The 25510-nt window shown below is 70.2% G+C and carries 26 protein-coding genes; 8 read left to right on the forward strand and 18 right to left on the reverse strand.

The genetic code is table 11. The features are described from left to right. Positions 1-166: 166 nt before the first annotated feature. The 3 genes from CEP50_RS00565 (at position 167) to dxs (ending at position 5604) form a co-directional block, all read left to right on the forward strand. Positions 167-2173 (forward strand): APC family permease, encoded by a 2007-nt coding sequence (locus CEP50_RS00565; protein WP_106111940.1) that lies wholly within the window; start codon positions 167-169, stop codon positions 2171-2173. Beyond that, entirely contained in the window at positions 2170-3432 is a 1263-nt protein-coding gene (locus CEP50_RS00570; RefSeq protein ID WP_106111941.1) for a class I SAM-dependent RNA methyltransferase, read from the forward strand. Before CEP50_RS00565 ends, CEP50_RS00570 begins: the two co-directional genes overlap by 4 nt. A 222-nt stretch (positions 3433-3654) precedes the next feature. Then, entirely contained in the window at positions 3655-5604 is a 1950-nt protein-coding gene (gene dxs, locus CEP50_RS00575; protein WP_106111942.1) for a 1-deoxy-D-xylulose-5-phosphate synthase, read from the forward strand. Positions 5605-5703: 99 nt separating this feature from the next. On the opposite strand, the gene CEP50_RS00580 is transcribed toward dxs, so the two are convergent. The 5 genes from CEP50_RS00580 to CEP50_RS00600 all read right to left on the reverse strand — a co-directional run bounded on the left by CEP50_RS00580 (position 5704) and on the right by CEP50_RS00600 (position 12425). After that, positions 5704-7812 carry a 3-hydroxyacyl-CoA dehydrogenase NAD-binding domain-containing protein gene (locus CEP50_RS00580; RefSeq protein ID WP_106111943.1) on the reverse strand — a complete coding sequence of 703 codons (2109 nt, stop codon included), beginning with the start codon at positions 7810-7812 and terminating at the stop codon, positions 5704-5706. Next, the gene (locus tag CEP50_RS00585; protein WP_106111944.1) at positions 7809-9002 is read right to left on the reverse strand and encodes a thiolase family protein; all 1194 of its coding nucleotides are present in this window, start codon (positions 9000-9002) and stop codon (positions 7809-7811) included. Before CEP50_RS00585 ends, CEP50_RS00580 begins: the two co-directional genes overlap by 4 nt. Positions 9003-9277: 275 nt before the next feature. Continuing rightward, on the reverse strand, positions 9278-10519 hold the full coding sequence (locus tag CEP50_RS00590) for a ribonuclease D (protein WP_106111945.1): 1242 nt from the start codon (positions 10517-10519) through the stop codon (positions 9278-9280). 88 nt (positions 10520-10607) lie between these two features. Next, positions 10608-11324: a response regulator gene (locus CEP50_RS00595; RefSeq protein ID WP_033401494.1), complete on the reverse strand. Its 717-nt coding sequence runs from the start codon at positions 11322-11324 to the stop codon at positions 10608-10610. A gap of 537 nt (positions 11325-11861) precedes the next feature. Next, entirely contained in the window at positions 11862-12425 is a 564-nt protein-coding gene (locus tag CEP50_RS00600) for a DUF3000 domain-containing protein (protein WP_106112254.1), read from the reverse strand. Between the two features lie 353 nt (positions 12426-12778). Here CEP50_RS00600 and hemE point away from each other — a divergent pair, with 353 nt between their 5' ends. The 4 genes from hemE to CEP50_RS00625 all read left to right on the forward strand — a co-directional run bounded on the left by hemE (position 12779) and on the right by CEP50_RS00625 (position 16507). After that, complete coding sequence (gene hemE / locus CEP50_RS00610; RefSeq protein WP_106111947.1) at positions 12779-13879, forward strand: uroporphyrinogen decarboxylase; 1101 nt, start codon at positions 12779-12781, stop codon at positions 13877-13879. Beyond that, entirely contained in the window at positions 13876-15288 is a 1413-nt protein-coding gene (hemG, locus tag CEP50_RS00615) for a protoporphyrinogen oxidase (protein WP_106111948.1), read from the forward strand. Before hemE ends, hemG begins: the two co-directional genes overlap by 4 nt. A 42-nt stretch (positions 15289-15330) precedes the next feature. Continuing rightward, positions 15331-16029 (forward strand): hydrogen peroxide-dependent heme synthase, encoded by a 699-nt coding sequence (hemQ, locus tag CEP50_RS00620; protein ID WP_106111949.1) that lies wholly within the window; start codon positions 15331-15333, stop codon positions 16027-16029. A gap of 85 nt (positions 16030-16114) precedes the next feature. Next, a complete protein-coding gene (locus tag CEP50_RS00625; protein WP_146134708.1) occupies positions 16115-16507 on the forward strand; it encodes a hypothetical protein in 393 nt (130 codons plus the stop codon). On the opposite strand, the gene msrB is transcribed toward CEP50_RS00625, so the two are convergent. From msrB to CEP50_RS00640, 3 genes are all read right to left on the reverse strand, one after another. Next, positions 16455-16892 (reverse strand): peptide-methionine (R)-S-oxide reductase MsrB, encoded by a 438-nt coding sequence (gene msrB, locus CEP50_RS00630; RefSeq protein WP_106111951.1) that lies wholly within the window; start codon positions 16890-16892, stop codon positions 16455-16457. The two genes, CEP50_RS00625 and msrB, sit on opposite strands and share 53 nt — an antisense overlap. Before the next feature lie 81 nt (positions 16893-16973). Next, positions 16974-17273, reverse strand: a complete 300-nt coding sequence (locus CEP50_RS00635) for a hypothetical protein (protein ID WP_106111952.1) — start codon at positions 17271-17273, stop codon at positions 16974-16976. A gap of 328 nt (positions 17274-17601) precedes the next feature. Further along, positions 17602-19155, reverse strand: a complete 1554-nt coding sequence (locus CEP50_RS00640; RefSeq protein ID WP_258174621.1) for an alpha/beta hydrolase — start codon at positions 19153-19155, stop codon at positions 17602-17604. Between the two features lie 237 nt (positions 19156-19392). Here CEP50_RS00640 and CEP50_RS00645 point away from each other — a divergent pair, with 237 nt between their 5' ends. Continuing rightward, positions 19393-20295, forward strand: a complete 903-nt coding sequence (locus tag CEP50_RS00645; RefSeq protein WP_106111954.1) for an EamA family transporter — start codon at positions 19393-19395, stop codon at positions 20293-20295. A 20-nt stretch (positions 20296-20315) separates the two neighbouring features. Here the strand turns inward: CEP50_RS00645 and amaP are convergent, their stop codons facing one another. The 10 genes from amaP to CEP50_RS00695 all read right to left on the reverse strand — a co-directional run bounded on the left by amaP (position 20316) and on the right by CEP50_RS00695 (position 25478). Then, positions 20316-20945: an alkaline shock response membrane anchor protein AmaP gene (gene amaP, locus CEP50_RS00650; protein ID WP_106111955.1), complete on the reverse strand. Its 630-nt coding sequence runs from the start codon at positions 20943-20945 to the stop codon at positions 20316-20318. 26 nt (positions 20946-20971) lie between these two features. Continuing rightward, positions 20972-21505: a DUF6286 domain-containing protein gene (locus CEP50_RS00655; RefSeq protein WP_106111956.1), complete on the reverse strand. Its 534-nt coding sequence runs from the start codon at positions 21503-21505 to the stop codon at positions 20972-20974. Positions 21506-21508: 3 nt separating this feature from the next. After that, entirely contained in the window at positions 21509-21901 is a 393-nt protein-coding gene (locus CEP50_RS00660; protein WP_106111957.1) for an Asp23/Gls24 family envelope stress response protein, read from the reverse strand. Beyond that, entirely contained in the window at positions 21898-22077 is a 180-nt protein-coding gene (locus CEP50_RS00665) for a DUF2273 domain-containing protein (protein ID WP_026448889.1), read from the reverse strand. Before CEP50_RS00665 ends, CEP50_RS00660 begins: the two co-directional genes overlap by 4 nt. A 52-nt stretch (positions 22078-22129) precedes the next feature. Next, positions 22130-22426, reverse strand: coding sequence for a hypothetical protein (locus CEP50_RS00670; protein ID WP_106111958.1), 297 nt, complete (start codon positions 22424-22426; stop codon positions 22130-22132). Beyond that, positions 22410-22766 carry a hypothetical protein gene (locus tag CEP50_RS00675; protein ID WP_106111959.1) on the reverse strand — a complete coding sequence of 119 codons (357 nt, stop codon included), beginning with the start codon at positions 22764-22766 and terminating at the stop codon, positions 22410-22412. Before CEP50_RS00675 ends, CEP50_RS00670 begins: the two co-directional genes overlap by 17 nt. 90 nt (positions 22767-22856) lie before the next feature. Continuing rightward, a complete protein-coding gene (locus CEP50_RS00680; RefSeq protein WP_106111960.1) occupies positions 22857-23399 on the reverse strand; it encodes an Asp23/Gls24 family envelope stress response protein in 543 nt (180 codons plus the stop codon). Between the two features lie 143 nt (positions 23400-23542). Beyond that, positions 23543-24121 (reverse strand): anti-sigma factor family protein, encoded by a 579-nt coding sequence (locus tag CEP50_RS00685; protein ID WP_106111961.1) that lies wholly within the window; start codon positions 24119-24121, stop codon positions 23543-23545. Beyond that, positions 24118-24711, reverse strand: a complete 594-nt coding sequence (locus tag CEP50_RS00690; RefSeq protein WP_106111962.1) for an RNA polymerase sigma factor — start codon at positions 24709-24711, stop codon at positions 24118-24120. The genes CEP50_RS00685 and CEP50_RS00690 overlap by 4 nt, the downstream gene beginning before the upstream one ends. After that, positions 24708-25478: a pyrimidine reductase family protein gene (locus tag CEP50_RS00695; protein WP_106111963.1), complete on the reverse strand. Its 771-nt coding sequence runs from the start codon at positions 25476-25478 to the stop codon at positions 24708-24710. The genes CEP50_RS00690 and CEP50_RS00695 overlap by 4 nt, the downstream gene beginning before the upstream one ends. Positions 25479-25510: the final 32 nt, after the last annotated feature.

Consider the following 25510-nt stretch of genomic DNA (forward strand, 5'->3'; position numbering starts at 1 on the left):
AACGACATCCGAGGCGGAGCAGGGGGCTGTTGTCGTGCTGTGCTGCCGGAACGGCCTCCCCGGGGGTCTCCCGCGAGCTCCTCGTGGGGGCGGGGGCGTTCCGCGTGGACCCCGAACGGCGGACAGCTACCGCCTCCCGCGCAAGCGGCCCTTACGCTCTGGGGCCGTGTCCAAGCTCGCGACGGTGGCCAAGCGTCTGTTGGTGGGACGTCCCTTCCGCAGTGACCGGCTGTCCCACACCTTGCTGCCCAAGCGCATCGCGTTGCCCGTGTTCGCCTCGGACCCGATGTCCAGCGTGGCCTACGCGCCGGAGGAGATCCTGCTCACGCTGTCCCTGGCGGGCGCCTCGGCCTACACGATCAGTCCGTGGGTCGGACTGGTGGTGGCCGTGGTGATGCTGGTCGTGGTGGCTTCCTACCGACAGAACGTACGGGCCTACACCTCGGGCGGCGGTGACTACGAGGTGGCCGCGGTCAACCACGGGCCCAGGTGGGGAGTGGCGGTGGCCAGTGCCCTGATGGTCGACTACGTGCTCACCGTGGCGGTGTCGATCTCCTCGGCCGCGGCGAACATAGGCTCGTTGGTCCCCGTGGTCGCCGAGCACAAGGTCGCCTTCGCCGTGGGAGCGATCGCCCTGCTGACGGCGATGAACCTGCGCGGTGTCCGGGAGTCGGGAACGGTGTCGGCGGTGCCGACCTACGCCTTCGTGCTGGGGATCCTCGGGATGATCGGGGTGGGGCTGTACCGCATCTACGTCCGGGGGGAGGAGCTGCGCGCGGACAGCGCCGGTTTCGAGCTGGTCCAGGAACCCTCCCACGTGGCGGGGCTCGGTTTCGCCTTCCTGGTGTTGCGTGCCTTCTCCTCGGGCAGCGCCGCGTTGACCGGGGTGGAGGCGATCAGCAACGGGGTGCCCGCCTTCCGCAAGCCCAAGTCGCGCAACGCCGCGAGCACGCTGCTGATGATGGGCCTGATCGCGATCACCATGTTCATGGGCCTGTTGCTGCTGGCCCGTGCCACCGGGGTGGTGATCGCGCAGGACCCCCAACAGCAGCTGCTCGGCGTGCCCCCGGACTACGAGCAGAAGACGCTGATCGCCCAGTTGGCGGATGCGGTGTTCGCGGGGTTCCCGCCGGCCGTGTACTACCTGATCTTCTTCACCGGCCTGATCCTGGTGCTGGCCGCCAACACGGCCTTCAACGGTTTCCCGCTGCTGGGGTCGGTGCTGGCCCAGGACAGGTATCTGCCCCGGCAGCTGCACACCAGAGGGGACCGGTTGGCCTTCTCGAACGGCATCCTGTTCCTGGCGGGGTTCGCCACGGTGCTGGTGCTCGTTTTCGAGGCGCAGGTGACCAAGCTCATCCAGCTCTACATCGTGGGGGTCTTCGTCTCCTTCGTGTTCAGCCAGAGCGGGATGCTTCGGCACTGGAACCGACAGCTACGCGAGGTCAGCGAGCCGGAGGCGCGCAAACGGATCGAACGGGCGCGGCTGATCAACGGTGTCGGGCTGGCCACGACCGCGACTGTGCTGGTCATCGTTCTGGTCACCAAGTTCCTGCACGGCGCCTGGATCGCGATCGTGGCCATGATGGCCAGTTATCTGCTGATGGTGGGGATCCGCAGGCACTACGTGCGGGTCGCCGAGGAGTTGCGGCGGGCGGACGGGCCCGCCGTGTTGCCGTCGCGCAACTACGGGCTGGTGCTGGTCTCCCAGCTGCATCTGCCGAGCATGCGTGCCCTGGCCTACGCCCGGGCCACCCGTCCCGACGAGCTGGAGGCCATCACCGTGAACGTGGACGACGGGGAGACGAGGCAGCTCGTGGCGGCCTGGGAGGAGCGCGGGGTCTCCGTGCCGTTGAAGGTGCTGGAGTCCCCCTACCGGGAGATCACGCGTCCGATCGTCGATTACGTGAAAAGAATTCGCAAAGATAGTCCGCGGGACGTCGTCACGGTGTTCATCCCCGAGTACGTGGTGGGGCGTTGGTGGGAGCAACTGCTGCACAACCAGAGCGCGCTGCGACTCAAGAGCAGGCTGCTGTTCGAACCCGGGGTGATGGTCACGAGCGTTCCCTGGCAGCTCGAATCCTCCAACAGGGTCGATCTGCGGGCCCCCGCCCCGCGTCGTTCGGTGCGCTGGGGAGCCGGACAGGACGAGAAGGGGAAGGACCGACAGTGAGCGCCAAACCGGACTGGACCGGGCGCAGACTGCTGCTCGACGTCGACTCGGTGGCCCACGGGGGGCACTGCGTGGCCCGCCACGAGGGCAGGGTCGTCTTCGTGCGGCACACCTTGCCAGGGGAGAGGGTGGAGGCCGAAGTGACCGAGGACCGCGGCGGGGGATTCTGCCGGGCCGACGCCGTGCGTGTCCTCGAACCCGCCGAGGGGCGGGTGAACCCACCGTGCCCCCTGGCGGACATGGCCCTGGGAAGGAACCGCTGTGGAGGATGCGACTGGCAGCACGCCGATCACGCCACCCAGCGGGACCTGAAGGCAGCGGTGGTGGCGGAACAGCTGTGGAGGCTGGCCGGGATCGAGACCTCCGTGACGGTACGCCCGCTTCCCGGAGGTCCGCTGCGTTGGCGCACCCGGGTGCGGTTGGCCGTGGACGAGCGGGGACACGTCGGGTTCCGTGCCCACCGCAGCCACCGGGTGGTGCCCCTGGAGGACTGCCCGATCACGGTCGAGGGAGCGCTGGAGGAGGTCACCGCCCGCACCTGGACGCCCGGGGGAGAGGTCGCGGTGACCGCGGACGGCCGTGGGCAGCTGCACGTCGCCGAGTACCCGCCCCGACCTCCCTCGGGGAAGGGGCCACGCGCTCGGCGCGAGCGCGGCCGGCGGGACGAGGTGCTCGGCACCGGCTTCGCCCACGAGAGCGCCGTGGGCCGGGAGTGGGGCATGGACGCGCACGGTTTCTGGCAGGTGCACCGTGCCGCCGCCGAGTGTTTCGCCGGGGTGGTCGAGGAGATGGCGGCGGCCCCCGAGGGGGGATGCGCCTGGGACCTCTACGGGGGTGTGGGGTTGTTCGCCGCCGTGCTCGGGCGTCAGGTCGGACCCTCCGGGGAGGTGGTGCTCGTCGAGTCCAGTGCCGCCGGTACCCGGGACGCGGCCTCCAACCTGGCCGACATGCAGCAGGTGCGCACGCGAGCCGGACGGGTGGAGACCGTGGTCACCGAGGAGCGGATTCCCTCTCCCGACGTCGTGGTGCTGGATCCTCCCAGGAAGGGCGCCGGCAGGGAGGTGGTCCGCGCGGTGGCGGGAGCCCGGCCGGCCAGGGTGGTCCACGTCGCCTGCGATCCGGCGGCCTTGGCGCGGGATCTCGATCTTTTCCGTGGTCACGGGTATCGACTCACCCGGTTGGAGGCCTTTGACGCGTTTCCGATGACTCACCATGTGGAATGCATCGCTCTGTTGGAGGATGGTGAACCGACCTTGTGAGTGACCATGCCGGGAAGCCGTGTGACCTGAACCCGGGTACGGCTCAGTAGACTGGGAGGGTCGCGTGAGATCCCTCGAAAGGAGTTCGCGACGGGAGGCACGAGAGCCCGAACGTGTGCTTCCGGCGGCCCGGGACCCGGGTGGCCACGCCAGTGACCGGTCGTTGAGCGGGGCCGGTCCACGATTCGACCTGTAGTCGGGCACGACGAGCGAGGTGGAGCGGTGACGCTGCTGGAGTCCGTGCACAGTCCGGCCGATGTACAGCGCCTGGAGCACGGTGAGTTGGTCGAGCTCGCCGCCGAGATCAGATCATTCCTGGTCGACAAGGTTTCGCGCACGGGTGGTCATCTGGGGCCGAACCTGGGTGCTGTGGAGTTGACCCTGGCTGTGCATCGCACGTTCGAGTCACCGCACGACGCGATCGTGTTCGACACCGGCCACCAGGCCTACGTGCACAAGATCATCACCGGGCGGCAGGAGGGCTTCGACAGGCTGCGCAAGCGCGGCGGGCTGTCCGGTTATCCCTCCCGGGAGGAGAGCGAGCACGACCTGGTGGAGAACAGCCACGCCTCCACCTCGCTGTCCTACGCCGACGGGCTGGCACGGGCGTTCCAGCTCGGCGGAACCGACCGCCACGTCGTGGCCGTGGTGGGCGACGGGGCGCTGACCGGCGGCATGTGCTGGGAGGCGTTGAACAACATCGCCGCGGACCAGGAGCGTCCGCTCGTCATCGTCGTCAACGACAACGGACGTTCCTACGCGCCCACCATCGGGGGGCTGGCCGAGCACCTGGCCTCGTTGCGGCTGCGCCCCGGCTACGAGCGCGCTCTGGAGAACGGCCGCCGCACCGTACGCAACCTTCCCGTAGTGGGCAGGCCGCTCTACACCGGCCTGCACGCGGCCAAGCGCGGGATCAAGGACGCGCTGAGCCCTCAGGTGATGTTCTCCGACCTGGGCATCAAGTACCTGGGACCGGTCGACGGGCACGACTTCAAGGCCCTGGAGTACGCCCTGGGGATGGCCAGGACCTTCGGAGGACCGGTCATCGTCCATGCCGTCACCCAGAAGGGGAACGGATTCGCCCCGGCGGAGAACCACGAGGCGGACCAGATGCACCAGGTGAAGGTCATGGATCCGACCACGGGAACCCCGACCGGACCGAGCACGACCAGCTGGACCAGCGTGTTCTCCGACGAACTGGTCCGTCTCGGTGGCGAGCGGGAGGATCTCGTGGCCATCACCGGGGCGATGCTCGGCCCCACCGGGCTGGACAAGTTCGCCAAGCACTACCCCGAGCGGTGCGTGGACGTGGGCATCGCCGAACAGCACGCCATGACCTCGGCCGCCGGTATGGCCATGGGCGGGCTGCACCCCGTCTTCGCCGTGTACTCCACCTTCCTGAACCGGGCTTTCGACCAGTTGCTCATGGACGTGGCACTGCACCGGCAACCGGTGACCGTCACCCTGGACCGCTCCGGTGTGACCGGTGACGACGGCCCCAGCCACAACGGGATGTGGGACCTGTCCGTGCTCGGAGTCGTCCCCGGACTGCGGGCGGCCGCCCCCCGGGACGCGGAGACCCTGCGGGAGGAGCTGCGGGAGGCCGTCGCTGTCGACGACGGCCCGACGGTGGTCCGTTTCCCCAAGGGGTCCGTGGTGGAGCGGGTTCCCGCCCTGGAGCGGGTGCGTGGAGTGGACATCCTGCGTCGCCCCGCCGAACACGAGAACCGCGACGTGCTGCTGGGGGCCGTGGGGATCTTCGCCGAACTCGCGGTGGCCGCCGCCGAACGGCTCGCCGACCAGGGAATCGGCGTCACCGTGGTTGACCCGCGCTGGGTGGTCCCTGTTCCCGGGGCGATGGTCGACCTCGCGGGCCAGCACCGTCTCGTGGTCACCCTGGAGGACTGCGGCAGGCACGGCGGGTTCGGCTGGTCGTTGGCCGCGGCCCTGCGGGACGCGGAGATGGACGTTCCGCTGCGGGACCTCGCCATTCCCCAGCGGTTCCTGGAACACGCCTCCCGGGGCGAGGTACTGGCGGAACTGGGACTGACCGAGCAGGACGTGGCCAGGCGGATCACCGAGTGGGTGGCCGACCGGCTGGAGGGCCGTCTGGACGAGACGACCCAGGACATCACGGCCGACCTGGACACCTCGGGCCAGGAGGGCAGCTGAGCCTCCCCGCGTTCGTGGCCACCGCGCCGGGCCACCCCCGAGACGTGAAAGGCCGGGGCGGTGCGCACCGCCCCGGCCTTCCTCGCGACGTCGCCGGTGTCAGCCGGTGGCCACGCTCGCCACGCCCGGCTCCAGGAAACGCCTGCCGTTGACCAGCTCGGAGTAGCCCGAACGGTCCAGGTACGGCGTGATGCCGCCCAGCCAGAAGGGCCAACCGGCACCGAGGATCATGCACAGGTCGAGGTCGGCGGCCTCCAACACCACGTTCTCGTCCAGCATGATCCTGGCTTCCTCCGCCAGGGCGCGCAGGGCCCGATCGCGGACCTGCTCCTCGGACAGCGGGGCGTCACCCTGCTTCCAGAGTTCGGCCACCTCGGGGTCGACGATCTGGTTGCCCGCCTCGTCGGTGGTCCACACCGCGGTCTTGCCCGCCTCGACGAACCGCTGGAGGTTCTCGCTGATCCCGAAGCGGTCCGGGTAGGCCGCGTGCATGGTCTCGTTGACGTGCTGGGCGATCGCGGGACCGACCAGCTGCAACAGCACCATCGGGCTCATCGGCAGCCCGAGCGGGTCCAGCGCCCGGTCGGCGACCTCGAAGGGGGTCCCCTCGTCGACCGAGGCGATGACCTCGCCGAGGAAACGGGTCAGCAACCGGTTGACCACGAAGGCCGGTGCGTCGGCGACGAGCACGCAGGACTTCTTGAGCTTCTTGCCGACCGCGAAGGCGGTGGCCAGCGTCGCGTCGTCGGTCCCCTTGCCGCGCACGATCTCCAGCAGCGGCAGCACCGCGACCGGGTTGAAGAAGTGGAAGCCCACGACCCGCTCCGGGTGGGAGAGCGTCGAGGCCATCTCGCTGATCGACAGGGAGGAGGTGTTGGTCGCCAGCACGGCCTCGGGGGAGACGTGCTGTTCGAGCTCGCCGAAGACCTGCTGCTTGACCGACATCTCCTCGAACACGGCCTCGATGACGAAGTCGGCGTCGGCGAAGGCGGCCTTGTCGAGCGAGCCGGTGACCAGGCCCTTGAGCCGGTTCACCCCGTCCTGGGAGAGGCGGCCCTTCTCGGCGAGCTTGTCGATCTCGCCGTGCACGTAGGCCACGCCCCTGTCGATGCGTTCCTGGTCGATGTCGGTCAACACGACCGGGACTTCCAGCCTCCGGGCGAACAGCAGGGCCAGTTGGCCCGCCATGAGACCCGCACCGACGACACCGACCTTGTTGACGTCCCTGGCCAGGGACTTGTCCGGTGCTCCGGCGGGTTTCTTCGCCCTCTTCTGGGTGAGGTCGAAGGCGTAGAGGCCCGCGCGCAGCTCGTCGGACATGAGGGCGTCGGCCAGCGCCTCGGTCTCGGCCGCGTACCCCTCGTCGAGGTCGTTGTTCCGGGCGAGGTCGATCAGTTCGACGGCCTTGTCCACGGCGGGGGAGGCCCCGTGGGTCTTGGAGGCGACGAGCTGCCTGGCACGTTGGACCGCGTCGTCCCAGGCCCGGCCCCGGTCGATCTCGGCCCGCCGTACGCTCTGCTCCCCGTTGACCACGCGGGTGGCCCAGCGTACCGACTCCTCCAGGAAGTCCGGGGACTCCAGCTCGACGTCGAAGATGCCCATCTCGGTGGCCTTGCCGGACTTGAGCATCTTGTTCTGGTTGAGCGCGTTCTCCAGGATGACGGTGACCGCCTGGTCCGCCCCGATCAGGTTCGGCAGCAGCTGGGTTCCGCCCCAGCCGGGGAACAGCCCGAGGAAGCACTCCGGGAAGGCGACGGCGCCGACGTTGTCGGACACGGTGCGGTAGTGGCAGGACAGGGCCAGTTCCAGCCCGCCGCCGAGCGCGGCGCCGTTGACGAAGGCGAAGGTCGGGATCGACGACTCGGTCAGCCTGCGGAACACGTCGTGCCCGGTTCGGGCGATGCGGTGGGCGTGTTCGCGCTTCGTGAGGTGCCCGATGCCGGAGAGGTCGGCACCGACGGCGAACACGAACGGCTTGCCGGTGACCGCGATGGCCGCGGGTTCCGCGGCGAAGGCCTCGTCCAGGGCCCTGTCGAGCGCCACGAGCCCTCCGGGGCCGAAGGTGGAGGGCTTGGTGTGGTCGTGCCCGTTGTCGATGGTGACCAGCGCGAGTTTGCCCCCGAGGCCGGGCGCGTCCACCAGCCGGGTGTGGGCGTTGGTGACGACCTCGTCGGGGAACAGGGCGGTGAAGTCGGTGTCGGTGCTCACTTGGCGCCCCCAGCGGTCTCGTCGTGGTGCGGGTTTTCCCAGATGACGGTGCCGCCCATGCCGAAGCCGATACACATCGTCGTGATGCCGTAGCGGACATCGGGGCGTTCGGCGAAGTGCCTGGACAACTGGGTCATCAGGCGGACACCGGAGGAGGCCAGCGGGTGGCCGCAGGCGATGGCGCCGCCCCACGGGTTGACCCGCTCGTCGTCCTCGGGGATGCCGAAGTGGTCCAGGAAGGCCAGGACCTGGACGGCGAACGCCTCGTTGATCTCGAAGAGTCCGATGTCGTCGATGCTCAGTCCGGCACGCTTGAGGGCCTTCTCGGTGGCCGGAACCGGCCCGACACCCATGACCTCGGGTTCCACCCCGGCGAAGGCGTAGCCGACCATGCGCATCCCGACGGGGAGTCCGAGTTCGCGGGCGCTGTGCTCGTCGGCGATCAGGCAGCCGGTGGCGCCGTCGTTGAGTCCCGCCGAGTTCCCGGGAGTCACCCGTCCGTGGGGACGGAAGGGAGTCTTCAGTCCTTCGAGGGACTCCGCCGTGGTGCCGGGACGCGGGGGCTCGTCACCGGTGGCCAGTCCCCAGCCGGCCTCGCCGGAGCGGGTGGCGACCGGGACCAGGTCGGCGGCGATCTTGCCGGCCTCGGCCGCGGCCTGGTAGCGCTGCTGGCTGAGCGCGGCGTAGGCGTCGGTGCGCTGCTTGGTCAGCTTCGGGTACCTGTCGTGCAGGTTCTCCGCGGTGGAGCCCATCACCAGCGCGGAGGAGTCCACGAGGTTGTCGGAGACGAACCGGGGGTTGGGGTCGGCCCCTTCCCCCATCGGGTGGCTGCCCATGTGCTCGACCCCGCCTGCGACGGCGATGTCGTAGCCACCGAAGCCGATGCCGCTGGCCGTGGTGGTCACGGCCGTCATGGCTCCGGCGCACATCCGGTCGATGGCGAAGCCGGGCACGGACTTCGGCAGTCCGGCGAGCAGCGCCGCGTTCCTGCCGATCGTCAGTCCCTGGTCACCGATCTGGGTGGTGGCCGCGATGGCGACTTCGTCGATCCGCTCGGGGGGAAGCTGCGGCTGCCTGCGCAGCAGTTCACGGATGACTTTGACGACCATGTCGTCCGCGCGGGTCTCGGCGTACATGCCCTTCGGACCGGCCTTGCCGAACGGCGTGCGGACGCCGTCGACGAAGACCACGTTCCTGGGGGCACGCGGCGCTCCCGCCGATGCGGGGCCGCTGCTCGTGTCGGCTGTTGCCGACGCAGGTGCTGCCACGGCGTGCTCCTTCTCGATGTGGGTACGCGCCAGGCCGGTCGGTGACTTCACAGGTCGCGGGAGCCACGGCGCTACCGGCCGGTAACGTGCACTCTAGCGCTTATTACCGAACGGTAACCACCGGGATCGTTGTCTGTTGAACCACATCGGATTCCGCTCCTGCCGGGTTCCCGGCGGGAGACGGCCGACTGAGGGGCTCAGGCGGCCTCCCGCAGGGCGGCCGTGATCCCGGAGGCGGTCAGCCCGATCTGCCACTGTCGGGCGCCGGACTCCCGGAGGAACCGCACGACCTCCGTCTCCTCCACCAGCGCCGGTGGCTGCCAGCACAGTCTACGGACCACCTCGGGCAGCAGCAGGTTCTCCACCGGAACGGTGTTCGCCTCGGCGATCCCGTTCAGCACCTCGCGCACCGCGGCCAGCCTGGCGGCCGCCGCCGGATCCCGTTCGGACCACCTGTTGGTCGCGGGCGGCCCGTCGTGGGCGGGGGAGACCTCGGGGAGTCGGTCTTCGGGCAGAGCCCGGGCCTCCTCCAGGGCCTCGAACCACTGGGAGGCCCGTCTGCGTTGTTGTTTGCCCCCGAACACCGGCAACGCGACCAGTTCCTCACGGGTACGCGGGTTCTGCTGGGCGGCCTGGATGATCGCCTTGTCGGGCAGCACCCGCCCCGGAGCAAGGTCCCGACGTCGGGCCACCTCGTCCCGCGCCTGCCACAGCGCGCGCACCCGAGCGAGCTGACGCGGGTCGCGCAGTCGGTGTATCCCCGAGGTGCGTCGCCACGGTTCGGGACGCGGAGCGGGGGGAGGGGCCGTCCGCACGGCTTCGAACTCCTGCAACGCCCAGTCGAGCTTGCCCTGCCTGTCCAGTTCCTCCCACAGGGCGGCACGCAGCTCCACGAGCAGTTCCACGTCGAGGGCGGCGTAGGCCAGCAGGTTGCGCGGTAACGGTCTGCGGGACCAGTCGGCGGCCCCGTGGCCCTTCTCCAAGCGGTAGGACAGCAGCCGCTCGGCGAGAGCCCCGAGGGAGACACGCTCGTAGCCGGCCAGCCGCGCCGCCAGTTCCGTGTCGAAGAGCTTCTTCGGGTACATGCCCAGCTCCGCCAGGCACGGCAGGTCCTGGGAAGCCGCGTGCAGTATCCATTCGGTCTCGTCCAGCGCTGTGACGAGCGGCCCCAGTTCCCCGGACAACGCGACCGGATCGATCAGCATCGTCCCCGTGCCGTTCCGGCGCAGTTGCAGCAGGTAGGCCCGCTGCGAGTACCGGTAGCCCGAGGCCCGTTCGGTGTCGATCGCGATCGGCCCGCTGCCCGCGGCTATCGCCGCAGCGGCGAGTCGCAGGGAACGGGGTTGCTCGACGACGGGCGGCACCCCGCCCGAGGGACGTGTCAGCAGGACCGGTTCGGTTCGGTCCGGGTCGACGGAATCGGAGTGAACAGCATCCACGGCTCCCAGACGATACGTCCCTCTATCGACTGAGGGGACCAAATGGTCCGATTTTCGTCGGTCCCGGACCGAACCGGTGTTCATTCGGTCATCGAATCACCCCGGCACGCATCGCCAAGGCGACCATCTGCGCACGATCACCGGTACCCAACTTGCGCCCGATCCGCGACAGGTGGCTCTTCACCGTGAGCGCGGACAAATTGAGGGTTTCGCCGATCTCTTTGTTGGATCGGCCGTCGGCCACCAGTTGCAGTACTTCGATCTCCCGAGCGGACAGCTCACGAGGTGTGTTGTCGGTACCGGGAACCCTGGTACCGGCGGCCAGCACCGGAGCCACGTTCGGGTCGGCGTAGACCCCGCCGTCGAGTACGCGGCGCACCCCGTCCGTCACGACCGTCGGTGAGGCCGATTTCAGCAGGTACGCCTGTGCCCCTGCCTGGAAAGCGGCCCTGACCGCGTACGGGTCGTCGGAGGAGGCGAGCACCACTATTCGTGGCCAACCCTGGCTACGTAATTCCGTAACCAGGTCTACGCCTGTCCCGTCCGGCAGCCCCAGATCGAGCACTGCTAGATCGCACGGGCCCGTGGCCAAGGCGCGTGCCTTGGCCTCGGCCATGGATGCGGCTTCGTGCACCGTGCCGGCTCCCATCTGCAGCAGCCGGGAGGAGATGGCCTCCCGGAGCAGCGGATGGTCGTCCACCACGAGCACCGTGAACAGCTCTTCCCGCGGATGCGGAACCATGTTCGCCGGCAGTGTGCCGGCTGGCGTGGTACGAGCGGCCTGACCTAAGCCGACGGCAGCCACGTCACTACCTCCCTGGAGTCGGTCGTGCCCCCCGACCGGCACCGGGACTCTCGGCCAATCAGCCGCGCCACTGATCGACCGAAAGTGGTGTCGTTCAAGTTGTAGCGTAACCGTCTGAGCGGATTATGGGGACGATCAAACGGGTATGTATCCCGATCGAGTTGCCTTCGCTGTGACGCTTACTACTTCTTTTGGGTGGAATTCGGAAACAGTGTTAACGCCGCTGCGTGTTCAATCGATACAGGATTTTTCGGAGTCCCCTGGGCGGCCCTCCGTCCGGGGAGGGGGCTGCCGGAGGCTCGGGGCTGTGTTCCGCCGTGGCGGGGTGGAGTGAGATATCCGGCCGCTGTTGCCGATTTTCCCGTTCGGGAACAGGTTTCCCGGATCCCGGGAAATATGTGGCGATGACTGCTTCCTCGGATGAAGTTGTAGCTACAACTGTCAAGCCGCGAGAGAAGATGGGGGCGGCCCCTCCGGGGGAGCCGCTGCTGACCCGGCCCCGGGCCGGTGTCCGGCGCCGGGGTCGGTGCGCGGACTTCAGCTCGGAGGACGGTGGCCCGGCATACGCACCCCCACCGGAGGCAGCCCCGCCGCGGAGGAGACCAGCTCGTGGAAGGCCCGCGCGTGGGCGGACAGCTCCTCGTCCGGTGGGGTCCAGGAGGCCCGCAGTTCCAGCTCGTGCTCCGGCTGCGGAGTCGCCAGCCGGCCGAATCCGGTGGAGGAGGACAGCGTGACCGTCCCCCCGAGCGCCGTGTACGGGGCGTGACAGGAGCGCAGCGCCCCCGTCAGCCAGGACCAGCCGAGCTCGGAGGTCGCCCCGTCGTGGGCCAGGTCCCGGGGGAGGTCGGCACGCAGGTACACCACGAGGCGCAGCACCCCCTCCCACTCGGGTTGCCCGCTCGGATCGTGCAGCAACACCAGCCGTGCGGTGGCCTCCGTGCCCCCGGGGCCACACGTCTCGGCTCCGAGGGCGTAGGTCCACGGGGCGAGGCGTTTCGGGGGGCGGAGTTCGTCGAGTTCGATCTCCCCACGCGGCGAGGGGGACGTCAACGCGGCAACCGCGTCCCGAAAAACCAGGGGAATCGCCGACATATCGGTCACGGCACGTAACTGTAAGCCCACCTCGCCTCCGGTCGTCCGCGCCACGCCGTGGATCATCCACAAGTTCCTTCGAACGAAGTCGGATCCTCACGCAACGGTGCGGCACGTGTCCCGGGTGTGACCGGCCACCACAGGACCGGCCGACTCTCCGTGTGCCCGGCGTGCGAACATGACCTCGGAACCGTCGTCACGGATCCGTGCCGCCGGTGGCGGAGTGGCTCGTTCCGGTCCGCCCGCCGTCCGCTCCGGCGCGACCAGCCGGGTTGCCACACCGCCCGCCACGGACGTGCGGCCCCGCACACCATCCGGGCGTGATCCCACGCCCGCCAGTCCCTCCGACCCGGGGAGTTTTCATGAGCCTTCCCGCGAACGCGTCGAACCGCCGTCGGCTCGACGACGCGCCGTTGCTCGTGGCCGCACGTGGGGGCACACCGGCGCACACCCCGGTGTGGTTCATGCGCCAGGCGGGGCGCTCGTTGCCCGAGTACCGCAGAGCCAGGGAAGGGGTGTCGATGCTGCGCGCCTGCCTCACCTCGGAGCTGGTCTGTGAGATCACACTACAGCCCGTGCGCAGGCACGGAGTGGACGCTGCGATCCTGTTCAGCGACATCGTGCTGCCGCTGTACGCCTCCGGGGTGGAGCTGGACATCGTCGCGGGGACCGGCCCGGTGGTCAACCACCCGGTGCGCGGGGCGGCCGACGTGGCCGCGCTGCCGGGGCTGAGCGCCGAGCAGGTGCACGGGGTGGGCGAGGCGGTGCGGCTGCTGGTCCACGAGTTGGGCGAGACCCCGCTGATCGGTTTCGCCGGAGCCCCGTTCACGCTGGCCTCCTACCTGGTCGAGGGAGGTCCCAGCCGCAACCACGAGCGGACCAAGGCCCTGATGCGCTCCGAGCCGGAGACCTGGCACGCGTTGCTCGGCAAGCTCGCCGAGAACACCCTCGAGTTCCTGAGGGTGCAGCTGGACGCGGGCGTGGACGCGGTCCAGCTGTTCGACTCCTGGGCCGGGGCGCTCTCCCCCCGCGACTACGCCACCTACGTGCGCCCGCACACCGACAGGATCCTGCGGGGAGTGGCCGAGTACACCGACGACCGGGTTCCCCGCATCCACTTCGGGGTCGGCACGGGAGAACTGCTCGGTTCCATGTGGGAGTGCGGAGCCAGCGTGCTCGGCGTGGACTGGCGGGTGCCGCTGGACCGCGCGGTGCGGCGGATCACCCCGGCGGGAGGCGAACCGCCCGTCGTGCAGGGCAACCTCGATCCGGCCGTGCTGTTCGCCGACTGGGAGTCCGTGCGGGACGAGGTGGATCGCATCCTCGCCGAGGGGCGCTCCGCGGGTGGGCACGTGTTCAACCTCGGACACGGGGTGCTGCCCGACACCGACCCGGACGTGCTCACCGGCATCGTCGAGTACGTGCACTCCGTGAGTCGCACGGCCCGGCTGGACCCCGCATGAGCCGTGTTGCCGTGGTGGGGGGTGGGATCTCCGGTCTGACCGCCGCCCACCGTCTGCGCACCCTGCTGGGCCCCGGGGCGGAGATCGTCCTCGTTGACCGGGCGAACCGGCTCGGAGGAAAACTGCACACGTACCGGATCGCGGGCAGCGGTTACGACCTCGGGGCGGAGGCCTTCCTGGCCCGGCGGCCCGAGGTGCTCCGACTGGCCGAGGAGCTGGGACTCGACTCCGAGCTGGTGCACCCGAGCGGTGCCTCGGCGCGGATCCGGGCGGGTGGACACACCCTTCCGCTGCCGAGCGGGATGTTCATGGGGGTACCCACCTCGGCCGAGGCGGTGCGTTCCGTGCTGTCCCCCGAGGGGTGTCGGCACGTCGAACGGGAGACCGAACTCCTCCCGCCACGGTGGGAGAAGGGCACCGACGTCTCCGTGGGCGGGCTGCTGCGCTCCAGGTTCGGCACCGAGGTGGTGGAACGCTTGGTGGAACCCCTGCTCGGTGGGGTCTACGGCGGATCCGCCGACGAGCTGGGACTGCGCGCGACGATGCCCGCCCTGGCTGAGGCGCTGGACGCGGGGGCGCGTTCGCTGACCGAGGCGGCCGGCAGGGCCGCGCCCGCCCCGTCCCCCGCCACCGGACAGCGCCCCCCGGTGTTCGGCACTTTCGCGCACGGTTACGACACCCTGGTGCGCGGACTGGCGGAACGGGCGCGGGCCACGGTCGAACTGGGACTTCCCGTGCGGGAACTGCACCGCTCCGGCAGGAGCTGGGAGCTGGTCGTGGGTGGCGCCCACCGACCCCGGACGGTCACGGCCGACGCGGTGGTGCTGGCCGTGCCCCCACCGGCGGCCCGGGACCTGCTCGCCGAGGTGGCTCCGGAGGCCTCCGTCGGTTTCGGACGGATCAGACAGGCCTCCATGGCCGTGGTCGGCATGGCCCTGCCCGCCGGGGTGGAACCGCCGGACTCCTCCGGAACGCTGGTGGCCCGGGGCGAACGGCACGCCGACGGCACACCCTTCACGGCGAAGGCCTTCACCTTCTCCAGCACCAAGTGGCCGCACCTGCGCGGCAGTGGCGGTGAGCCGCTCGTGCGGGCCTCGGTGGGCCGGGGAGATCCGGCCGAGCTGCGCGGAAGCGACGCCGAACTGCTGCGGCTGGTGCGCGCCGATCTGGCCGAGCTGACCGGGATCACGGCGGAACCGGTCGAGACGGTCGTGACGCGCTGGGGAGGGGGAATCCCCCAGTACGGCGTCGGTCACACGGAGACGGTCGCCGCCGTGGAGGAGGCCGTGGACCGGGTGCCCGGTCTCGCCGTCGCCGGGGCGGCGCTGCACGGCGTGGGGGTGCCGGCGTGCGTGGGCACCGGCGAGGCGGCCGCGCGGCGGATCGCCGGGCGGTTGTCCCGTGACTGACCTCTCCACGGCGGGCGTGCCGCCCGGTGGCAGACTGAGGGCATGGCCCGCCTGAACTACGCCGAACTGAACGAGACGATCCGCTACGCCATGTGGTCGGTGTTCCGGGTACGACCCGGGGAACTACCCGAGGACAGGGAGAAGGCGACGGCCGCGACCAGGGAGTTCCTGGACGGTCTGGAGGACTCCTCCGGTGTCGTGGTGCGCGGTGTCTACGACGTGTCCGGGCTGCGGGCGGACGCGGACTTCATGATCTGGTGGCATGCTCCGCGCGTGGAGGACGTGCAGGCGGCTTACACGGCCTTCCGGCGGGAGACCCCGCTGGGGAGGGCGAGCGACCCGGTGTGGAGCAATGTGGCGGTGCACCGGCCCGCCGAGTTCAACAAGAGCCACGTCCCGGCCTTCATCGCGGGGGAGGAGCCCCGGGCCTACGTGTGCGTCTACCCCTTCGTGCGTTCCTACGAGTGGTACCTGCTGCCGGACGACGAGCGCAGGGACATGCTCGTGGAACACGGCAAGGAGGCGCGGGACTACCCGGACGTGCGCGCCAACACCGTCCCGGCCTTCGCGCTGGGCGACTACGAGTGGATCCTCTCCTTCGAGGCGGACGAGCTGTACCGCCTGGTCGACCTGATGCGCCACCTGCGGGGGACCCAGGCGCGGCTGCACGTCCGGGAGGAGACTCCCTTCTACACCGGTCCCCGGGTGGACGTGGAGCAGCTGCTCGCCCGACTGCCCTGAACCACGAGGTCTTCGCCGGGGCACCGGCGTCCGCGCTGCCGAGGAGAACGCCGAACGCAACGGGGTCGCCGGGCGGGTGCGGGCCGTGACGGGCGACGTCCTCGAACCCGTGGAGGGGCGGTTCGACCTGGTCGTCTTCGATCTCCCGTTCCGCTGGTTCCCCGCCAGGGACATGGCGGAAAGGGCCACCACCGACCCCGGCTACCGGGCGTTGACCGCGTTCTTCGACGGGGTCCGAAGCCGTCTCACCCGACGGGGCCGGATGCTGGTCTTCTTCGGAACCTCCGGGGATCTCGACTTCCTCCGGGAACTCGCCGCCCGACACGGCTTCACGGTCGAGACGGTGGCCGGGGTCACCGCGCTCGGGCGGGAGGAGCCGGTTTCCTACTACACCTTCCGGATGAGCTGGGAGCAGGTGCTCCGGGTCACGTCGCGGAGCCGGTCTCGCTGTCCACCAGGCGCAACGCGACCGAGTTGATGCAGTAGCGCTGGTCGGTGGGGGTGGGATAGCCCTCGCCCTCGAAGACGTGCCCCAGGTGGCTGTGGCAGGAGGCGCAGAGCACCTCGACCCGGACCATGCCGTGCGAGCGGTCCTCGCGCAGCAGCACCGCGTCCGAGTCGGCCGGATCCCAGAACGAGGGCCATCCGCAGTGCGAGTCGAATTTGGTGGAACTGCGGAAGAGCTCGGCCCCACAGGCCCGGCACTCGTAGACACCCTCGCTCTTCTCGTGGACGTACTCCCCGCTGTAGGGGCGTTCGGTCGCGCCTTCGCGCAGTACCGCGTACTCCTCGGGAGCCAGCTGCTCCCGCCACTGCTGTTCGGACTTGGCGACGCTGGGAGTGGTTCCCGTTACCGGATCCATACCCCCACGATAATCCTTCCGGGTGGCTCGTCGGGGCCGTGAGGTCGTGGGAGGGAACCAGTGCGCCGTCGCCGCCCGTGCTCAGCTGGCGAACACGTACACCAGCACATTCCACACGGTGAACCCCACCCCGAACAGGATCAGGGCGACCACCAGGACCGCCAGCAGCCTGCGCTGTCCACGCAGCCGGTTCGCGCTGTGCGCGAACTCCCCGACGCCGTGCAGCATCCCCTCCACGGTCGCCCTGGAGTCACACCGCTCCATGCGGTCGAGATGCGCGGCGAACTCCTTGGTCTCGGGGTCGTGCGGGTCCAGTCCGATCAGGTCGTCGGCGAAACGGCCGGCCGGCTCGTCCGGTTCACCGTGCTCGGCACGTGGCATGGCAACACGGTAACTCCCGGCACGGGTCCGTGCGTGACTTTCACCCGGGAGTCGTCACGCTCCCCGCTGCCCAAAGAGCGGTATCCCTCGTCCGGCGGTATTCCCGGGTGTCCGTCGGGGGCAGGATCCCCCGGTGGAAGTTCCTGCGATCGGGAGGCCGTCATGGAACAGACAGCAGTGCACTCCACCACCGAGACTCACTTCGGCGGTTGCAGTTGCTGCAGCAGCTGCAGCGGACCGTCCTGTGGGTGTTGCAGCAGCTGCTGACCGACACCCGGGTTCCGGGTCGGTGTTCGTCACCGGCCCGGAACAGTCGTCTCGGGGCCCGTCAGGCCGGGCAGGTCGTTCCCGGGGCGGGGAGGCTGCCCTCACCGAAGAACCGTTCGACGATCCCGGTCACGCAGTCGGACCGCCCGAGCGCTCCGTGGCCGCTTCCCAGCCAGTTCACCGTGATCCCCTGGGTGAGGCTGTTGGCGAGCTTCTCGCCGCCCTGGGCGGGCAGGAACGGATCGTGTTCGGTGGTGATCACCGGTACCGGAGGAAGGTCCCCGGTTCCGGGGGAGGGAAGCGCCTCCTGCGGGCGTGGCCACGGTGAGCACTGAACGAGCTCCTGGGCGAAGAGCCCACCGAACAGGGGGAGCTCGTTCACCCACTGCCGAACGACGTCGGTGGCCCGTTCCGGGGGAAGCCGCACCATGGTGTCGTTGCACTTGGTGATCATGCGGGCGTCCAGTTCGGTCGGTGCCGGAACCGGGTCGCGGACGAACGAACCCAGTTCGGTGGCGTCTCCGTTGTCCGCCGCGGCGAGGGCCGCACCCAGACGGGGCCACGAACTCCGGTCGGTCAACCCGCCCAGCACGGCGCGGATCACTTCACCGGGACGCAGGGCCTCGGCCGTCGTGGGCAACTCGGCCTCGCGTGCCTTCCGCAGCAGTCGCTGCACCAGTTCCCGCGGGGGATCGCCCAACGCGCAGTCCTGCTGTCCTTCACACCACTGGGTGAACCTGTCGAAGGTTCTCTCGGCGCCGCGGGCCTGGTTCTTGGCGCGGGCCAGCGGGTCGAGCACGGGATCGGGGGCACCGTCCAGCACCATCCTCCCGACCGAGTCGGGATACCTCCGGGCGTAGGTCGTCAGCACCCGTGAGCCCTCGCCACGCCCGATGGCGTGCAACCTGGGCACTCCCAGTTCGACGCGCAGCTCCTCCAGATCCTCGGCCGTGTGCCGGGTGTCATAGGTCTGGGCGCGGCGCTCCAGGTCGAGCAGGCACTCGTTGCTGGCCGAACGCGCGGAGTCCAGCAGTTCGTCCAGCTCGGACCTGCTCTCCGCCTGCGGGTCGAACCCCGTGAGGGTGGCGCGGTCCGCCGGGGGAACGCAGTCGAGCGGCTCGGACTCGCCACTTCCCCTGCGGTCCACCCCGATGAGGGTGAACTCGCGCAGCATCTCCTCGGGAAGCCGGGTGGCCAGCCGTGCCGCGAAGGTGGTGCCCGGCTCCCCGCGAACGTCGTTGACCACCACCAGCGGGATCCCTCCCGTGCCCACCCGCAGCAGGGCGATGCGCATGGTTCCGCCGTACCGCATCCGGTCGGAGCCCAGAGCGGTGCTCATGCGGGCGCAGGAGAAACGCGTGTCCTCGGCGGGCTCGGCTCCGTCCAGCTCGTTCCTGGTGCTCGCGGTGCAGTCGTGCCAGTCGATCGCCTGCCGGCCCTGCGGCCCCAGCGGCGGGAGGGAGCGTGGCCCGGGGGAGCCCCGTTCCGGGGGAACCTGCTGCTGCTCACCCCGCTGGGCCACCGCCGGACGGTCCGAGGGGCCGGCCGAACAGGCGGGGACCGCCAGCAGTACCAGCACGGCACAGATCCGTCCGACGAGGCGTGTGGGGGACACGGGAACTCCTTTGCGACGCTGTCCGGTGGCGGGAGTCTCGCGCGGACTCGTTTCCGCGGGTGGTTCCGGCTCGAAGCATCGCACGGGCGCCGTGATCAACGGGGGAGCGGGTTCGCCCGGGACGGCGTCCCCGCCGTTCGGTTCGCATATTCTCCGGTCGGTGTTCCGGGGGCGCTGGCCCGGTGGTTCCGGAGCCGTCGATGGTGATACCCGGGCTGAAGGGAGTGCGAGGTCGACGTGGAGCGCGCGAAAGAGGCCCCGACCGGACGTGGATCCGTCGCGGAGCTCGGCAGGTTGTCCGGTAGGGCGTTCGCGGCCGCTCCGCCACCGTTGCTCGTGGTGACCGGGATGATCAGTCTCCAGGTCGGTGCGGCCTTCGCCAAACGCCTGTTCGAGCTCGCCGGGCCGTTCGGGATCAGCGCGATCCGCCTCACCGTCGCCGCGACGGTACTGCTGCTGGTGTGGCGGCCCTCACCGCGGATGGAGCCGCGTACCTTCCTCGTGGTCGCGGGCTACGGTGCGGTGCTGGCCGGGATGAACACCAGTATCTACCTGGCGTTCGAACGCATCCCCCTCGGAGTGGCCGTCACCATCGAGTTCCTCGGCCCGTTGACGGTGGCGGTGCTCGGCTCGCGGCGCGGGCTCGACGTGGTGTGGGCCGCGCTCGCCGCCGTCGGCGTGCTGCTGCTGTCCGGGATGGACGGAGGGCTCGATCCCGTCGGAGTCGGTTTCGCGCTGCTGGCAGCCGCGTGCTGGGCGGGCTACATCGTCATGGGGGGCAAACTCGGTGACCGGACCACCGGCGGGAGGGGACTCGCCGTGGGGATGGCCGTCGGTGCGTTGTTGGTGCTGCCGCTCGGTGTGGTGGAGTCCGGCACGGCGTTGCTGCGCCCCGGGGTGCTGGCCGCGGGACTCGTGGTGGCGCTGATGTCCTCGGTGATCCCCTACTCGATGGAGCTGGAGGCGTTGCGACGCCTTCCGGCCAGGGTGTTCGGGGTGCTGATGAGCCTGGAGCCCGCCGTGGCCGCGCTGGCCGGCTTGGCCGTGCTGCACGAGACGCTGGGGGCGTTGCAGTGGTTGGCCGTGGCCTGCGTGGTGGCCGCCTCCGTCGGGGCGACCAGGACGGGACGACGCGCCTGAGCGACGACCGCGGCGGAGCCTCATCGCACTCTCGGTTCCCGGGAGCGGTCCAGCTCCAGACGGATCGCGGTGGGCAGAACCTCGGTCTGCAGGGCGCCGCGTGCCCGGGAGAGCACTTTGTGGTCCAGTTCCTCCCAGACCCCGCGTACGTCGGTGTCGTCGCGCAGGGACAGCACCATGCGGATCCCGGGACGTCGCTGAGTGCCGGTGGTGCGTACCCGAGCGCCGACGACCCCGGTGACCTCGTGGGCGTCGGTGCGGATCGCCTCGGCCAGGGCCCTGCCGGACAGGGAGATCCGACCGTCACCGCCCTCCCCGACGCGGAAGTCGGGCCGCGACTCGGGACGCAACGCGCGCACGATCCACCAGAGACCGAGCACGACCAGCACGATCCCGAGCACCACGGTGGCGGCCAGGGCGAGACGGGGCTGCTCCGTCATCCAGCGCCGGGCGAGCGGGTCCAGCAGGGGACGTCTCGCTCGGTAGGTGCCCAACGCACCGCTTCCGACCAGCAGCACGAACGTGCCGACCAACAGGGCCAGCGCTCCCACGAGTGCCGTCACCGTCCGTTCGAGGGCGACCGTTCTCCCCAGCAGCCGTGCGGAGTTCCCGGCGCCGTCGCGGGGGGCGTTGGCTCGTTCCGTTTCCACTGTGGGCTCCTCGGGGGTGTGCGGGCTCAGTCCCGTTTCGCCGGACGAACCGTGACCGAGACTTTCGGGGCGGAGACCAGCGGAAGTTCGTCCACGGCGGTGCGTGCCGTCTCCCGCAGTCTGTGTTCCAGGTCCTCGGACTCCTCACCGTCGCCGACCGCGGTCACCCGTACCGCTCCGCGTCGAGCGACCACGGTGGCTTTCGCGACCCCCTGCTCGGCACGCACCCGGTGGCCGACCACCCTGGCCAGGGAACGGGGACGCGTGACCACGGTCACGCCCTCGGCGGGGTCGTGCAGCCGGATCTCACCACGCCCCGCACGCAGCGAGAACCACAGCAGTACCAGGCCGAGCACCGCCGTGACGGCCGCTCCCGTCCGGACGACGGTGGACCTCCAGGACACCGCGCTCAGCTCGTCCTCCAGGGAGGAGGTGTCCGGCAGCGGGGTGGTGACGTCGGGGAACATCGTCAGCAGGACGATCTCGGTCAGCAGCAGCGCTCCCGCGGCCAGCAGCACCAGGCCGAGCAGCACCGTGAGCAACCGGATGACAAGGCGCATCGCTCAATCCACTCGGGGTTTCCGGGGGTCGGGGACCAGGGCGTTGACGCGCACGTCGATCGCGTGCACCCGGCAGTTCGTCATGCGGTCGAGTTCGGTTCGTACCCGCTCGCGCAGGGCGCGGACGGTGGCCGCCACCGGTGCGGGATAGCGCAGCGCGAGGTCGAGCCGTATCCGCAACCCCCGGTCGGGGCCGCTCACCCGGGCGCTCGTGCCGTGTCCCCCCGTGCCGAAGCGTCGGGGGGTGTCCACGCAGTCGGGTTCCAGGTTCGCCGCGTGTTCCACGATCTTGCGCAGCACCTCGCGGTCGATCCGCAGCGTCCCGCGCTCGGAGGCCTCGGTGGAGCGCCCCTCGGGTCCGGCCGAGGAGTGGGGGGTGTCCAGTGTCTCGGTCAACGGTCCCTGCCCCGTCCGAACAGCTCACCGACGTCCATGCCGTTGTCCACGAAGCGGCCCACCGCGAAACCGAGCACGCCGACGGCCGCGGTGATCAGGAACGCGGTGAAACCCCCCAGGGCCACCGCCACGCCGAGTATCAGTCCGGCCAGCAAACCGGTCTGTGTCGCGTTCACCACGAGAACCTTCCTGTTCGGTGTTGTGTGCTTGTTCAACGCAGCCGGTGCTTCAGAGCACCCGGGGACCGCGTCTCCGACGGCTCCGCCATTCCCGCAGCCGTGCCAGCAGCCCGCGCAGACCGTCCCGGCGGACGATCACGACCGTGTCCCCGGTGCGGACCTGCCGGGTCGTCGGCGGGGTGGGAGAGAACCCGTCGGCCTCGTCCCGTCCGCGCTGCAACGCGGCGATGCCCGCGGCGAAGGTCTCGGGGTCCCCGCCCACGTCGGGGTGATGTGTGCGGACGAACTCGCGCAGTCGGGCACGGGCCGCGGAGCGGTCCCGTGTGTACTCATCCGTCCCGGTCATCGGGTCTCCCCGTCGAGGGTTCGGGGGAGGGCGCTTCCTCGGGGGCGATCACGTCGGTCACCGTGATGTCCACGGCCTCCTGCCCCGCCAGCTCCTCCAGTCGGGCGCGCAGTTCGGTGACGATCTCGGGCACCGGCCGGGACAGGCGCAGTACCACTCCCACCTCCGGTGGGCCGTCCGGAGGAAACCGCACTCCGGTGACCCGTCGCCCGGGCAGGTAAGTGGCGAGTGTGCCGTGCTCTCCACCGTCCAACCGCACCACGCAGGGATGGCCGAGCGCCGCCTCGGCCAGGCGCTCGGCCGGACTGCTCCGGGTCTCCGGGGTGTTCTCACTGTTCAACGTCGTCTCCCCGTGTCGGGACGTGTGCGATGGGGTTCTCCTCCGGGGAGGGGGAGGGGACACGACCGGGCCGGCCGTGGCCCCTCCGGGTCACTGCACCCGTGACCCGCCTCCGTTGCCGCCGTTCTCCTCCTCGTCCTCCGAGGGCAGGTGGATGTCGTTGACCGAGATGTTGACCTCGGTGACTTCCAGGCCGCACATGCGCTCCACGCTGTGGATCACGTTGCGCCGCACCGCCCGGGCGAGGTCCACGATCGCCGCCCCGTACTCCACGACGATGTCCAGGTCTATCGCCGCCTGGCGTTCGCCGACCTCGACCTGCACTCCCGAGACGTTCGAGCTGCCGCTGCCGCCGGGAATGCGTTCCCGCAGGGCGCCGAACGCGCGTGAGACCCCGCCGCCCATCGAGTAGACCCCGGCGATCTCCCGTGCCGCTATTCCCGCGATCTTCTGCACCACGGAGGAGGAGATGCTCGTTTTCCCCTGGCTGGTGTCGTCGGCGAGTCGGGCCGGAGTGCCACCGGAACGGGACTCCGGGATGCTGGCGGCGGCCTCGCTCGATCCGGGCTGGTCCGTGCCGGACCGTGTGGAACCGGAGGTGCTCGTGTTCTGGGTGCCACCGGACTGACTCATGGTTCCCTCCGCGGGTCTCGTTGGCAGCTGTCGGTTGTTCTCGGCAACGGTGGTGACCGTGTGTCCGGTCAGATGCTAGTTCCGTTCCCGCCCTTCCGGCTCGTTCCGGAATACCCCCCGATCGGGGGATATGACTCGGGTGCTCATCGTTCGTGCTCGTTCCGTGCGGGTGGGGCCACGTCGGCCAGGCGTACGGTGATCTCCGGGGCACTCACCCCCAGGTGCTCCACGAGCCCGGCCTCGATCCGCTGCCGGAGTTCGGGCAACAGACGCCCTGCCGCCGCCGGATAGGTCGCCACCAGGTCCACGCGCAGCACCCGCCCCTCCGGGACGCAGGAGAGCAGGGCCAGCTCCGGGGTCTCCCGCAGGATCCGCCGGACCAACCCGCGCGTCAGGGACACGGTCGCGGTGGGTCGGATGTAGAGCCTGCCGCGTTCCTGTTGGAGCTCCACCCACTCGCCGGTCTCGTGGTCCCGGGACTCCCGCAGCACGGCCAGCGTCCGTTCCAGCAGCCCCTCCGGGGCCCGTACCGGCGTCTCGGCTGCGCGCCGCACCGCCCCCCAGCGCTCGGCGATCTCGGCCAGTTCGGCCCGGCAGTGCGGACAGGTGGCCAGGTGTTGCTCCAGGGCGGTGTTCTCCCCGTCCAGGTGGTAGTCGAGGAGTTCGCCGGTGCGGTGCCCGCACGGAAGGGGCCGGTCGGACACGGGGGTTTCCACGTTCACGGCACCTCCCTCAACTCGGTGAGCAGCGCCAGCCGTGCCCGGTGCAGACGGGAGCGCAGGGCGGTGATGTTGACCTCCAACACCTCGGCCACCTCCTCGTAGGACATGCCCTCCAGCTCGCGGAGCACCAGCGGCAACCGCTGGGACGGTTCGAGCCGCGCTATGGCGGTGTGCACCCGTCGAGTCTCCTCCTCCCGCAGTGCCGTTCCCTCCGGGTCCCCCGTGCCTTCGGGGGACACCGCGGCGAGGGGCGACTCCTCGGCGAGGTCCAGCGGAACGGTCGGTTTCCGCTTGCGGACCTGGCTCAACGCCGCGTTGGTGACCACCCGGTACAACCACGTCGAGGCGGCGGCGTCCCCACGGAAGGTGGCCAACGCGCGCCAGGCGGAGACCCAGGCCTCCTGTACGGCGTCCTCGGCTTCGACCGGGTCGTCCACGATGCGCAGGGCGACCCGGTAGAGCCGGTTCGTGTGGGTTCGCACCAGCGAGTCGAACGCCGACGTGTCGCCCTCCTTGGCGGCCATGAGCAGAGCGCTGTCGTCGGGGACACGCTCCGTTGCCCGTTCGTCGGCGTCGACTCCCTCGGTCATTCCGCGGCTCTCCCGTAGCGGAGCAGAAGTACGGAGTCATCGGCGCGCAGTGCCGACAGCAGCCGCATTCCCCGGGGCGCTTCCACACCGTCGCCGACGGCGATCCTACTGGCTCTGCCCGCGGTCAGCAGGGGCGAAACCGTCAGGCACAGCTCGTCGACCACATCGGCGGCCACGAGCGAGCCGAACAGGGCGGGACCGCCCTCGCACCCGATCCGGTACAGGCCGCGTTCAGCCAGCGCGCGGAGGACGCGCGGCGGATCCACCTCCTCGGTTCCGGCGACGATCACGTCCGCTCCGGCCCGGGTCAGCTCGTGACGCCACTCCGCGGGGGAGGCCGCGCTGGTCACCACGATCGGGGTGGCGACCGTGTCGGTGACCAGCGGCGAGTCCGCCGGGACCGAGCCACGGGCGGTGACCACGGCTATCGGGGGCACCTCGTCCAGTCCGCGCTCCCGACGTCGCCTGCTGCGGACCTCGGTGCGGCGCACCCCGCGATACCCCTCGGCCAGCGCGGTGCCCGCTCCGACGAGCACCACGTCGGACAGGTCCCGGATGAGGGCCAGCACCCGCTGGTCCGTGGGGCTGGACAGCCCGCGGGAGCTGCCTTCCACGGCGACCGCGCCGTCGAGACTGGAGACGAAGTTCACCCTCAGCCACGGGCGGTCCAGTTCCGTGGGGTAGGCGTAGATCCTTTCCAGGGTTTCGACGTCGGTGAACTCGCTGTCCACCGGTTTTGTCGTGGGAATGGGCCACAGCTGGTGCATTGCCCCATCTCAGCACGCCGAGGACCGTCGTC

The sequence above is a fragment of the Actinopolyspora mortivallis genome, from assembly GCF_003001495.1.
Lineage (GTDB): Bacteria > Actinomycetota > Actinomycetes > Mycobacteriales > Pseudonocardiaceae > Actinopolyspora > Actinopolyspora mortivallis_A.